Genomic DNA, 13,163 nt, shown 5'->3' with positions numbered 1-13,163 from the left:
CCAAATAGCCGCTTTTAAATAATATTTCTTGCTTATTACATTTCAATAACTCCACAACCAACTCTGGTTCCGGCAGCTCCTGAAGGTTGAGATGTATAATCATCTACACCATCATGAACAATCACTGCTTTTCCTGCAAGATCTTTATTCTTGTCACCACAATCTAGACACCACTCATCTGTAGTAAGATTAACAGTTCCATTTCCATTTTCATCAACTTCGAAATTTCCTATATCACCTTTATGGAAACCTTCTGAATCACCCCACTTTCCATGGTCTTCACCAGTTGGATTCCAGTGTCCACCGGCAGACTTACCATCTGCTGCAGAACAGTCTCCTTTCTCGTGAATGTGAATAGCGTGAGTTCCTTCAGCAAGACCACTAATAATTGCAGTCATGGAGACTTCACCATCTTCCTGGGTGAATACAACATTACCGCTTAGGTCTGAATTGCTAACAGATTGCAAAGTAACTTTTGCTTTCTTCTTTTCTTCATTTTTTTGGCTGTCCATTTCTGAAGACATTTCGGTCTCATTCTGGTCATCCATTTCTTTTTCTTTCTTGTCGTTCTTACATCCTGTGAAAACTAATCCGGCGCAAAGAACTAGAGATAAACTAATACGTTTCATAATGTATCGATTGGTTAAAATTCGGTTTACAGGTCTAAATTAGTCCTAATGTCATGTGCAGCCAAAAGTTTAAGGAGAGCTTAACAATAGAACCATACTCACTTAATCACGCAATTTTGAATTTATTTTCCCTGTAGAGGATAAGGTTTTATGAACCGGGCATTTATCTGCGATCTGCAGCACACGTTCCAGTTGCTTTTCATCGAGATCACCTTTGATCGAGATCTCTCTTTCGAAAGTATCAATTTTAGCACCGGCATCTTCGCAATTTTCGCAGTCATCAGCATGCTTTTTCGAATAACTTACATGCGTCTCTACATTCTGAATACTCCAGTTTTTTCTATGTGCATACATTTGAATAGTCATGGAGGTACAGGCGGCAAGTCCTGCTGAAACTAACTCGTAAGGAGTAGGACCAAGATCTGCACCACCAACTTTAGCAGGTTCATCTGCTATAAAACTGTGATTCCCCGTTCTAATCTGGGTAGTATAGCCATGTTCACCAAGGTTCGCTACTACCTCATGATCTGTACTTAGCTCTTCCTTTTCTTCGGAATCTATATAACGTGCAGCCCAGGTAGCAATTAGGTTTCCTGTATACAAGGAGTCACTCTTATCACTCAGCATATGATCTGCACCATCTAGGCTCACAAAGCTTTTTGGATGCCAGGCAGATCTATACAAATCTTCAGCATGATCTATGGATACAATATTATCTTGAGGAGAATGTAATATTAATAAAGCCTTTCTAATTTCCTGAAGCGCTGTAGCATCCTCATTATCATCCAGGTCTTTCACAAATTGCTGTTTGATCCTGAATTCTCTACCGCCAATATTCACTTCGGCATAACCCTGTTCTTCGATCTCCTTCATATTGGATTTAAAGTGAGATTTTACGTGGGTAAGATTGGAAGGTGCATTTATAGTGACCATACAGCGAATACTTTCCAGCTGTTTTGAGGCAAATAGGGCTGCAGCTCCTCCTAGTGAATGTCCAATCATGATGCTAGGTGCATGATAATTTTCCTCCAGGTACTTAGCTGCCGAAATTAGGTCTTCTACATTCCCCGAAAAGTTGGTGTCTTCAAAATCTCCTTCACTATCTCCCAGGCCCGTAAAATCGAATCTAAGAACTCCGTAACCATGTGACGCCAGCGTTCGGCTAATATTGGTAGGAGCATGAAAATTTTTGTTACAGGTAAAACAGTGGGCAAAGATCGCAAAGTCTGTAGGGGTTTCATTTAGTGGTAATTCCAGAACTCCCTTCAGTTCTTTACCGTCTGCATTTTTAAAGCTTATATCCTTCTTATTCATGTATCAATTTTATTTTTTTAAGATACTTTATTTTGTAGAGTATGGGGTATAAAAAAAAGCTGCATCACGCAGCTTTAATTATTATTTAGCAGAATTTTATAATTCCTTGATTTTTATGTTACGATACCAAACCTTATCATCATGATCCTGTAAGGCTATATGGCCGCTACGATTAGCTCCGAAACCTCCCCATTCACTGAACTTTGATTTCTTCACCATTTCTTCCCATTCTTCACCGTGTACAGGAAATTCAGTAACACGAGTTCCGTTTAGTTCTACCCAACCTTTATTTTCTTCGTGGTTGATATATATGGTCTCTTTGTTCCATTCCCCTGCAGGTTTAGTCGCATCTTCACTTGGAGGAACCATATCGTAAAGGGCTCCTGCAGTTCGATTTGGACCATTTTTAGCATCTGGGTGCTTTTGATTGTCCAGTACCTGGATTTCTGGTCCGGTTAAATAAGGCTCAGCATATTTTTCATTTTCCTGAACTGCCCACATCACACCGCTGTTTCCACCTTCGGAAATTTTCCATTCAAAACTCATTTCAAAGTTTTCGAATTCATCTTCAGTAATAAGATTTTCAGAAGATTCTCTTTCTTCAGCTGAAGGTGCAAAGGCGATCACACCATCTTCAACTTTCCATTGGGAAGAGATGCTGTCCTTATTATACGCTTTCCAACCCTGAAGATCTTCACCGTTAAATAATTCCTGCCATTCATGCTCTTCTTCCTGCATGGCAACCGACTCCTGAGTGTCCATATTCTCAGCTTCGGTTTCTTTATTTTCGTTCTTACACGCAGTAAGCGCTAATATTGAACAACCTATAATTGCTAATCTTTTCATTTTAATATGTTTAAATTCCTAAAATATTCCTCAGTTTATTTTCATCGATTTCTGAACCTGCAAAATCATCGAAACGCTTTTGAGTTGCTTCAATAATGTGCTTCTGAATGAATGGAGCACCTTCTCTGGCACCCTGTTCAGGACTTTTGATACAGCATTCCCATTCCAGCACTGCCCATACGTCACAACCGTATTCGGTTAGTTTAGAAAAAGCATTTTTAAAATCTACCTGACCATCACCTGGATGTCTGTATCTACCAGCCCTATCTTTCCAGTCCCCATAGCCACCAAACATTCCTTTTTTACCTGTAGGTTTGAATTCAGCATCTTTAACATGGAACATTTTTATAAACTCATGATAGTGATCAATGTACTCCAAGTAATCGAGTTGCTGTAATACAAAGTGACTTGGGTCATATAGAATATTTACTCGCTTGTGATTATTGGTAGCCTCCAGAAAACGTTCAAAGGTCACTCCGTCATGAAGGTCCTCTCCAGGATGTATTTCATAGCAAACGTCAACTCCCTGTTCATCAAAAGTATTCAGGATTGGCATCCATCTGTTCGCAAGTTCCTCAAAACCCATTTCCACAAGTCCTTCAGGTCGCTGAGGCCATGGATGAAAGGTGTGCCATAATAAAGCACCACTAAAGGTTCCATGAACATCAATTCCTAAATTTCTGCTAGCCTTAGCCGCATACTTTAGCTGATTTACCGCCCATTCGGTTCTCGCTTTAGGATTATTCTTATAATCATCTGGAGCAAAGTTATCGAACATTAGGTCATAAGCTGGATGTACAGCTACCAGCTGTCCCTGCAGGTGTGTGCTTAGTTCTGTGATCTCAAGTCCGTAAGACCCTACAGTTCCTGCCAGCTCTTCGCAATACGTTTTACTTTCAGCAGCCTTTTTAAGATCAATGAGCCTGGTTTCCCAGGTTGGGATCTGAATTCCTTTATAGCCTAAGTCTGAAGCCCATTTACATAATCCTTCCAGGGAATTGAAAGGCGCATGATCATCCATAAACTGAGCCAGAAAAACTGCCGGTCCTTTTATTGTCTTCATCATATTATTCTTCTTCCATGCTTACCCAAACGTTGCCCTGTTTGTGGGAAGCTACTGTTTGTTCTATAAAATGCATTCCTCTATAGCCATCATGCAATTTTGGATATGCACCTTGAAATTTGCTCTTATCTTTTATTGCCTGCGCAACTCCATAATAGATATTCCCCATAGAATCAAAAATCCCTTCAGGATGTCCTGCAGGAAGTTTAGTTCCCTCAAGAGAGAAGTCACTATTGTAAGCATGACCTGGTTTAAGGACTTGAAGTGGTTGATCCTCCTTCAGTAAATAGAGATAATTTGGACTTTCCTGTTCCCATTTTAAACCGCCTTTATCTCCATATATCTTGACTGAAAAATTATTTTCTTCACCTGTCGCGATCTGGCTCGCCCGCAGAACTCCTTTGATCTTTTCAGAAAAGCGTAAAAGAACGGTTCCATCAATATCCATAGGATTATCTTCATACAGATAATTAAGGTCTGATAGGATATTTTTCACCTGCATTCCGGTAACATACTCTGCCATATTGAATGCATGCGTTCCAATATCACCAACGCAACAGCTAATTCCAGACTTTTCAGGATCCAGTCTCCATGTGGACGCACGTTTCTCCTTATCATGAATTAACGGATTGATCCAGCCCTGGTAGTATTGTACATCTACTTTCTGAATTTCACCTATTTCACCATTTTCGATCATGGTCTTCATCTGTCTGATCATAGGATATCCAGTGTAGGTATAAGTGACCGCGAAAATCTTATTATTTTTCTTCTGAAGTTTATTCAGGATCTTCGCTTCTTCGAAAGTGGTGGTCAATGGTTTTTCACAAATTACATTATATCCATTTTCGAGCAATTGTTTTGCCATTGGAAAATGCAGAAAATTTGGAGTGAGTACTGAAACTACCTGCATTCTTTCTTCTTCTGAAAGCTTTGCTTCTTCATCTACAAGGTGATCTAGATCACGATAGACTCTTGATGGATCAAGCTGAAGTTTTTCGCCAAAATCAAGACTTTTTTGATGATTAGTATCAAATACACCACCTACAATTTCAAACTGGTCGAACATATTTGCCGCAACTCTGTGCAGAATTCCTATCAAAGAATCTTCACCGCCGCCTAATATTCCGAGTTTGATCTTACTCATAATTCAATGTTTAAATTTCAATATCTTTTTTGTCGATCTTTTCGTTCCTGAAAAATAAGGCAAAAAGGAGCAGGACTCCAAATGCAAATGCCGCAGGATATACCCAAATAGTTTCCCATTCATGCATTTTGTCTCCGGTGACGTATGCATTTGTGATCAAACCAGCGACATAGAAACCTATCAGCATTCCCACGCCATAGGTGGCTAAAGTGATCAATCCCTGTGCAGAACTTTTATACTTTGAGCCTGCTTTAAAATCTGTATAGATCTGTCCAGAAACGAAGAAGAAATCATAGCAGATCCCGTGTAAGGCTATCCCGGTAATAAGCATAAATATTAATTCTCCGGAATTTCCATAAGCGAAAAGCAGGTAACGTAAGGTCCAGGCCAGCATACCAGCGATAATTGTCAATTTAAAACCAAACCTTTTAAAAAAGAAAGGTAGTAGTAACAGGAATAAAACTTCAGATGCCTGCCCGATGGTCATTAAACCGGTTGGGTTTTCTACTCCAACTTCAGAAAGGAATGGATTTGTATTTTGATAATAAAAAGCCAGCGGAATGCAAATAAGTACAGATGCCATGAAGAACATTAAAAAGTTTCTGTCTTTAAGTAATCCTAATGCATCCAATCCTAGTGTTTCTACTACACTCACTTTTTTTGATTTATCTGCAGATGGTGGAGTTTTTGGAAGTGTAAAGCTGAAAATCCCTAAAAATGCTGAAGCAATACTTACCATCAAAAAGGTGTTTTTCAGCATTCCTTCCTGTCTTGATTCTGGAGAATCCCAGAAGAAAATATAACTGATCACCAGTCCTGCTATGATCCAGCCAATAGTTCCAAAAACGCGTATAAATGAAAATTCCTTTGCAGGATCTTTCATCTGGTTAAAGCTTACCGAATTTACCAGTGCCAGAGTAGGCATATAGGCGATCATGTAAGCAAGTACCAATGGATAGAATTCAGCAAAATCTGTACTCTGATACATAAAGTACATCAAAATTGCACCTGTAAGATGTAAAATTCCGAGGATCTTTTCCGCATTAAAAAATCTGTCGGCAATCATCCCTACAATAAATGGTGCGATAATAGCTCCCCAGGATTGTGTAGAAAAAGCAGTTGAGATCTGAACATCTGTTGCATCTAAATTGTAACCGAGATAGGTTCCCAGTGTAACGAACCATCCACCCCAAATGAAAAATTCTAAGAACATCATCAAGGATAATTGGAAGCGGACTAATTTGCTCATAAAAAGGAATTGTTGGAATTGATTTAAATTTGCTTTCCTGCTTTGATAAGTAGATCTCTGGTGGCGTTAATTCCTTTTTCAGGATCGATGTCTGTACCTTCATATTCGATACCGATAAATCCTGTATAGCCACCATCTTTGACTATCTGTAGCATTTTCTTATAATCGATGACTTCTTCGTTGCCTTCCATGTCAAAAGTATATGACTTTGCACTTACAGCTTTTGCATGTTTCATCAATTTCTCCACGCCTTCATACTTTGGAAATTCCTCGATACATTCTGCCTGCCATCTGGCACCGCCTTCACGTTTCAAACAGAAATTCCCAAAATCTGGCAGGGTTCCGCAGTTTTCCATATTAACGGCATCCATTACGCTAACCAGAAGATCTGCATCTGAAGATAAATATCCGTGATTTTCTACTAATACATTGATGTCCTTGGTTGCGGCATATTCAGATAGCTTTTTAAGGGCATCTATAGAATTTTTTTTCCAGTTCTCTCTTTTCTCGTCACCAAACAGATTTACTCTTATGGAATGACAACCCAGAAATTGAGCGGCGTCCACCCATTTTTTATGATTCTCTACTGCTTGGTTTCTTGCTAAGGAGTCGTTGGTTGCAAGATCTCCTTCACCATCGATCATAAGGAGTAAGTTTTGAACTCCAAATTCTTCACTTCTGTTTTTAAGTGTGTCCAGTACTTTCTGTAAATCCTCTTCAGGAGTTTTGGAATTTTTTACTTTTTCAGCATAAAAACTTGTAACATATTCTACTCCTTCAAAACCCATTTCACTGGATTTTTCAGCAAAATCCATCGGGTCTAGGCTACCTTCAAAAATTGGGCGGTGAAGGGACCATTGTGCTAGCGAAATTTTGAAGAATAGGGAATCATTTGTGTTTTCTGCAACTTCCTGTGATTCATTCTCTTTACTGGCTTCAGCTTGATCTTTACAAGAGGTTAAAGACAGTGAAAGGCTAATCGCAAGAAAGAGACTGCAGGCTCTAAGTGATCTGAAATTCATTTTTTTGGTTTGCTTAGGTTGTATGGCTTAAGGCCATTAAAAAATTGAAAATTAAATGTAGTCTTTTTTTTAAAGAAGTAAAATTATAGCCATAAATTTATATATTTGGTAGACTTCGAACTATTTTTTCAACGATAAATCAATGTATTGTGAATAACTATTATGAAAATGACAGCTATGATGCCATAGTTGTTGGAACAGGTATTAGTGGTGGATGGGCAGCTAAGGAGCTTACCGAAAAAGGTTTTAAAACGCTTGTTTTGGAACGTGGTCGTATGGTAAAGCATGTCAAGGACTATCCAACGATGAATGATGACCCATGGGATTATAAATTCAAAGGGCAGGTTCCACTAGAAGAGAAAAAACGACAGCTTAAGCAGGCTAGAACCGGCTATACTGTTGCTGAACCTAGCAAGCACTGGTTTGTAGATGATATTAAGCATCCCTATAATGAAACAAAAAGATTTGACTGGATGCGTGGATACCACGTTGGAGGTAGATCAATCATGTGGGGAAGACATAGTTACAGATTAAGTGATCTTGATTTTGAAGCAAATAAAAAAGATGGCGTAGGAGTGGACTGGCCTATTCGATATAAGGATATTTCTCCCTGGTATGATTATGTAGAATCCTACATAGGAGTTTGCGGTGAGAAGTTAGGTTTGAGTCAATTGCCAGATGGTCAATTCTTACCACCAATGGAATTAAATTGTGTGGAAGATCATCTTAGGCAAAGTATTTCTGAAAATTTCGACGGTCGGGTAATGACTTCTGGTCGTGTTGCTCATATTACCGGGGATAAAAAGTTCGAGGGCCGTTCTAAATGTCAGTTTAGAAACCGCTGTATTCGTGGTTGTCCTTATGGAGGATATTTCAGTAGTAACTCTTCTACTTTACCTGCTGCGGAAAAAACCGGAAACATGACCTTGAGACCAAACTCTATTGTGAGTGAAGTGCTGTATGATCCAGAAACTAAGCTTGCTACCGGAGTAAAAGTGGTAGATACTGAAAGTGGAGAGACTATGGAGTTTAAAGCCAATGTCGTTTTTCTATGTGCTTCAGCCGTGGCTTCTGCAAGTATTTTAATGCAATCAAAATCTGATCGTTTCCCTGATGGGATGGGGAATGACTCAGGAGAACTAGGTCATAATGTGATGGATCATCATTTTAAAGCTGGGGCATCTGGTAATTATGATGGTTTTCAGGATATGTATTATAAAGGAAGAAAGCCTAATGGAATATACCTGCCGAGATTCAGAAATCTTAACGGTAATAGTGAAGTTGATTTCTTAAGAGGTTATGGTTACCAGGGTGGCGCCAGCCGTACGAACTGGACAGATAGCGTTGCGGAAGCAGGTTATGGTGAGGATCTTAAGAAAGCGGTGACAGAACCAGGAGGCTGGAATATGGGGTTGATGGGCTTTGGAGAAACACTGCCGTATCACGAAAATAAAATGAGTCTTGATTATAATAAACTGGACGAATGGGGACTACCAACCGTAACTTTTGATGCCGAATTCAAAGAGAACGAGCTGAAGATGCGCAAAGATATGGTAGATCAGGCTGTGCAAATGCTTGAAAAAGCTGGATTTAAAGATGTTAGTGGTTACGATGATATTGGTGCTCCAGGACTTGGGATACACGAAATGGGGATGGCCAGAATGGGTAGAGATCCTAAAACGTCTGTGCTTAACGGAAACAACCAGGTTCACGAAGCTAAAAACGTATATGTAACCGATGGAGCATTTATGACTTCTGCAGGATGCCAGAACCCTTCTTTAACTTATATGGCGATGACCGCAAGAGCGGCAGATCATGCTTCGAAAAACTTTAAAAAGTCTAATGCATAAAAGATTTTATCATGAATAGAAGACAATTAATAAAAAATCTCGGACTGGGTGCAGGAGTTTTTGTAATAGGGCCTTCCGCATTAAGTCTTTTGCAAAGCTGCAAGAACGAACCTGATTACGACTGGCAGCCCGTGTACCTAAGTGCCTCAAACGGACTTGCATTAAAACAGGTGCTTGATACTATTTTACCCGCGACAGACACGCCTGGAGCTTCTGATCTTAATATCGCACAGTTTATTGATTCCTACATGGATACAGTAGCTGAACCTGAAAGAGCTAAAGAGTTTAAGCGTTCTGCAGATGCGTTTGCACAAGCCTTTGAAAAAGAATTTGAAAAATCACAGGATGATGGGGCGAAAGAAGATTACGATCAGATACTTAAAAAATATTTGAAAGCGACTCCAGCAGACCAAGAGAAATATATGAAACGTAATACAGAGACTCAGGATGCGCAAAATCAGGAGCCTGATGTTGAAATGGATTCAGATGCCGGAGCTTATGCCTACTTAAATAATGTGAGAGATATGGCAATCTGGGCATGGAAGAACAGCGAAGAAGTGGGTGAGAATGTTATGTGGTATGATCCAATTCCTGGAGAATATATTCCTTGCGGTCCAGTAAGTGAACTTGGTGGCGGAAAAGCGATGTCTTTATAGATTCTTAGTCATACTCCCAAAAATTTGAGATTTATCAACAGTTGTTGGTAAAAAAAATCAAATTGTGAAATTTTTAATAATATGGCGATAATGCTCATTTCTTTGCATTATCGCCATTCTTTTGTGGATTCCTTAAAATTTGCTGCAACAAATTGACGTTTAAAAATTTCAAACGTTTGCGAAATACTTTAAATTCAGAATGTCGATTGTTTTGTTAACAATAAATTATATAAATTTATCCTGCTCAACGTGTATTTGAGCGATTCCAACTAAAACTTTAACTTATGAGAAAATTGATTTTCAGGAGCCTTTTGCTAATCGGAGCACTTATTACCTTCGGTATGGCAAAAGCGCAAACTGTAACCGGAACAGTGACAGATGAGAGTGGTCCGCTGCCCGGTGCAACTGTTTCCATCAAGGGAACATCGACGGGTACCACTACAGATTTTGATGGGAATTATACCATCAACAATGTTCCGGCAGATGCTACGCTTATGTACAGCTTCGTTGGATATGTAACACAGGTTGTGAAAGTAAGCGGTCGTGAGACCATCGATGTAAACCTTGAAACAGATGCTTCTGAACTTGAGGAGGTAGTTTTAATTGGTTATGGAACCACAACTGTAAGGGATGCAACCGGTGCAGTTGCTTCGGTAACTTCCGAAGAATTTAATAAAGGTAACATTTCTTCTCCGGAAGAATTGATCCAGGGTAAAACTGCTGGTGTGCAAATTACACAGGCAAGTGGTGAGCCTGGAGCTGGAATTGCGCTTCGTATTCGAGGTACAACTTCAGTAAGATCTAATAACAATCCATTATTCGTCGTAGATGGTGTGCCATTAGCTGGTGACGCTACTGCTGCAGGTGGTGGTGACCTTGGAATTGGATCCAGCTCTTCAAGAAACCCATTGAACTTCCTAAATCCTAGTGATATTGAAAGCATAAGTGTTTTAAAAGATGCTTCTGCAACAGCAATTTATGGTTCCAGAGGAGCAAATGGGGTTGTAATCATCCAGACCAAATCTGGTAGAGGAGTTCAGGGTGGTTCATTTACTTATGATGGTTCTGTAAGTATTGCAAATGCCGCTAATGAATTTGATCTTTTAAATGCTGAACAATTTCTGGATGCTGTAGAACAATACGGTGGCGACAGAGATGCTCAGGATTTTGGTGCAGATACAGATTGGCAGGATCAGATCCTTAGAACTGCGATCTCTCAAAACCATGCTTTATCTTATATGAACAGTTATAGTTCTGGTAACCTTCGTGTATCCTTAGGATATAATGGTATTGAAGGTGTGGTTGAAAACTCAAAAATGGAAAGACTTACAGGTCGTTTGAACGCTAATCAAAGATTTTTTGATGACAAATTAAATCTTGGTTTACAATTGACACTTTCTAATGTACAGGATGAAGCGGCGCCAATTGGTAATAATGGACCTTCTACAGGTGACTTGCTTGGAGCAGCGTACTACGCAAATCCAACATGGCCAGCTGAAGTAGGTTTTGATCCGGTTGGAAACAGTAGAAACCCACTTGAGATTCTTGAGTATGTTAAGAATGAAACAGAAACCGATAGAATTCTTTTAAACCTTTCTGCAGATTATGATATCCTGGAAAACCTTAATGCCAAAATTACCTTAGGTTATGACAGAGCTGAATCTGAGCAGAATGCTTCAGTTTCAGGAAATGTTATCAACTTCGATAATGGTTCACCAGGAAATGGTCGTGCTCAGTTAAACGATCTTGAAGCTACGAACAGATTGATGGAATTTGTAGTAAACTACGATAAGCAGTTTGATAACTCTACTTTTTCAGCTTTAGTTGGTTATTCTTTCCAGGATTTCCAGAGAGAAGGTAGATATGCGAACGGTTTTGGATTTGCATCTACAGATAACGGAGCAATGTCTTCAGAATTAAGAGGTGATATTGATGCTCTATATGGAGCGGTAAATGGAGGCTTCAACCAATTACGTTACAATGCTGATGGTTTGCTTGTAGACAGGTTATTTACAGATAATGGTCCTGTATTAGGAGAATCTGTTAATGATCCAGGTGGAATCAATACCAGAGTACTTACAAGTGGTACTTACGATAATACAGATGAAATTCAGTCTTTCTTTACCAGGTTGAATTACTCCTTGATGGACAAATACTTATTTACGTTCACCATGAGAGCAGATGGATCTTCAAGATTTGGTCCTGATAATCAATATGGTTATTTCCCTTCAGGTGCATTTGCCTGGAAGATCGACCAGGAGGATTTTTCTCCAGACGCTTTATCTACTTTAAAACTTAGACTTGGTTATGGTATAACAGGTAACCAGGAAGGTCTTGGATATGGAAACTTTACGATTCGTCGTGTGCTAAATGGCTACGGAATTGATAACGGTGGAAACATAAATGGTGGTGGACTTGGAACTGCAGGATTCGCTAACCCAGGATTGAAGTGGGAGGAAACTGCTCAGGCTAACGTGGGGATCGATTATGGTTTCATGAACGATAGATTATCTGGTAGTCTTGATTTTTACTATAAGGATACACAGGATCTTCTTCTTGTAGCAGAACAGGCTCAACCTTCACCGGTACCCTTTACTTTCCAGAATCTTGATGCCAGTGTTATTAATAAGGGTGTTGAATTCGCAATTGATTATGATATCATTGATAATGATAATTTCTTCTGGAACTTTGGTTTCAACGTAGCATATAACGATAATGAACTTCAGGATTTTGATGGTTTGATCCAGACGGCTCAAATTTCAGGTCAGGGTCTTACCGGAGCTTTTGCTCAGCTATTGGCTGAAGGACGTCCATTGTTTTCTTACTACTTAAGAGAGTTTGGTGGATTTGACGAAAATGGTCTTTCTATCTATCCTAATGGAGATGCTCAACAATTCGTTGACAAAAGTGCACTGCCAACTACAAACCTTGGTATTAATACCAGAGCTGAATTTGGAAATTTTGATGCTTCTATCTTCTTTGCAGGACAGTTTGGTCACTATATCTATAACAACACTGCTAATGCATTCTTTACTGCAGGTAGTATAAACAGTGGTAGAAATGTAACTACAAATGTACTTACGAACGGAGAACTTCCAGCGAATGCTCCAGATGTATCTACGAGATTCCTTGAAAAGGGTGATTTCTTAAGATTACAGAATGCAAGTCTTGGTTATACTATTCCTCTTGCTGAAGATTCTTTCGTAGAAAATCTAAGAGTTTATGTAAACGGTCAAAACCTTTTCGTGATCACAGACTATTCAGGTCTTGATCCGGAAGTTAGTGTAGATAAGTCACTAAATGGTTTACCCACAGCTGGAATCGATTATACAGCATTCCCTAGACCTAGAACGGTAACATTTGGATTAAATGCTAAATTTTAAAAAAATT

10 protein-coding genes are annotated in these 13,163 nt (G+C 39.3%); 3 read left to right on the top strand and 7 right to left on the bottom strand.

The genetic code is table 11. The annotated features are described in order from the left end of the window. Positions 1–35: 35 nt before the first annotated feature. The 7 genes from ACSHZO_RS13205 to ACSHZO_RS13175 all read right to left on the bottom strand — a co-directional run bounded on the left by ACSHZO_RS13205 (position 36) and on the right by ACSHZO_RS13175 (position 7,267). A complete protein-coding gene (locus tag ACSHZO_RS13205) occupies positions 36–629 on the bottom strand; it encodes a superoxide dismutase family protein (RefSeq protein WP_298247704.1) in 594 nt (197 codons plus the stop codon). A gap of 102 nt (positions 630–731) precedes the next feature. Continuing rightward, the gene (locus ACSHZO_RS13200; protein ID WP_298247705.1) at positions 732–1,943 is read right to left on the bottom strand and encodes a bifunctional alpha/beta hydrolase/OsmC family protein; all 1,212 of its coding nucleotides are present in this window, start codon (positions 1,941–1,943) and stop codon (positions 732–734) included. Positions 1,944–2,039: 96 nt separating this feature from the next. Continuing rightward, the gene (locus ACSHZO_RS13195; RefSeq protein ID WP_298247706.1) at positions 2,040–2,789 is read right to left on the bottom strand and encodes a 3-keto-disaccharide hydrolase; all 750 of its coding nucleotides are present in this window, start codon (positions 2,787–2,789) and stop codon (positions 2,040–2,042) included. Positions 2,790–2,799: 10 nt separating this feature from the next. Beyond that, positions 2,800–3,852 carry a sugar phosphate isomerase/epimerase family protein gene (locus tag ACSHZO_RS13190; RefSeq protein WP_298247831.1) on the bottom strand — a complete coding sequence of 351 codons (1,053 nt, stop codon included), beginning with the start codon at positions 3,850–3,852 and terminating at the stop codon, positions 2,800–2,802. A gap of 4 nt (positions 3,853–3,856) precedes the next feature. Continuing rightward, positions 3,857–4,999: a Gfo/Idh/MocA family protein gene (locus ACSHZO_RS13185; protein ID WP_298247832.1), complete on the bottom strand. Its 1,143-nt coding sequence runs from the start codon at positions 4,997–4,999 to the stop codon at positions 3,857–3,859. A 7-nt stretch (positions 5,000–5,006) separates the two neighbouring features. Next, the gene (locus tag ACSHZO_RS13180) at positions 5,007–6,245 is read right to left on the bottom strand and encodes a nucleoside permease (protein ID WP_295179549.1); all 1,239 of its coding nucleotides are present in this window, start codon (positions 6,243–6,245) and stop codon (positions 5,007–5,009) included. 23 nt (positions 6,246–6,268) lie between these two features. Beyond that, positions 6,269–7,267 carry a sugar phosphate isomerase/epimerase family protein gene (locus tag ACSHZO_RS13175; RefSeq protein ID WP_298247707.1) on the bottom strand — a complete coding sequence of 333 codons (999 nt, stop codon included), beginning with the start codon at positions 7,265–7,267 and terminating at the stop codon, positions 6,269–6,271. 149 nt (positions 7,268–7,416) lie between these two features. On the opposite strand from ACSHZO_RS13175, the gene ACSHZO_RS13170 reads away from it, so the two are divergent. From ACSHZO_RS13170 to ACSHZO_RS13160, 3 genes are all read left to right on the top strand, one after another. After that, entirely contained in the window at positions 7,417–9,117 is a 1,701-nt protein-coding gene (locus tag ACSHZO_RS13170) for a GMC oxidoreductase (RefSeq protein WP_295179545.1), read from the top strand. Positions 9,118–9,128: 11 nt separating this feature from the next. Then, on the top strand, positions 9,129–9,773 hold the full coding sequence (locus ACSHZO_RS13165) for a gluconate 2-dehydrogenase subunit 3 family protein (protein WP_298247708.1): 645 nt from the start codon (positions 9,129–9,131) through the stop codon (positions 9,771–9,773). Between the two features lie 284 nt (positions 9,774–10,057). Next, positions 10,058–13,156, top strand: a complete 3,099-nt coding sequence (locus ACSHZO_RS13160; RefSeq protein WP_298247709.1) for a SusC/RagA family TonB-linked outer membrane protein — start codon at positions 10,058–10,060, stop codon at positions 13,154–13,156. Positions 13,157–13,163: the final 7 nt, after the last annotated feature.

The organism is Christiangramia sp. 3-2217-3z (assembly GCF_051195275.1).
GTDB lineage: Bacteria > Bacteroidota > Bacteroidia > Flavobacteriales > Flavobacteriaceae > Christiangramia > Christiangramia marina.
Note: the sequence above shows the minus strand (reverse complement) of the source record. Positions and strands in the feature narration are given on the sequence as shown.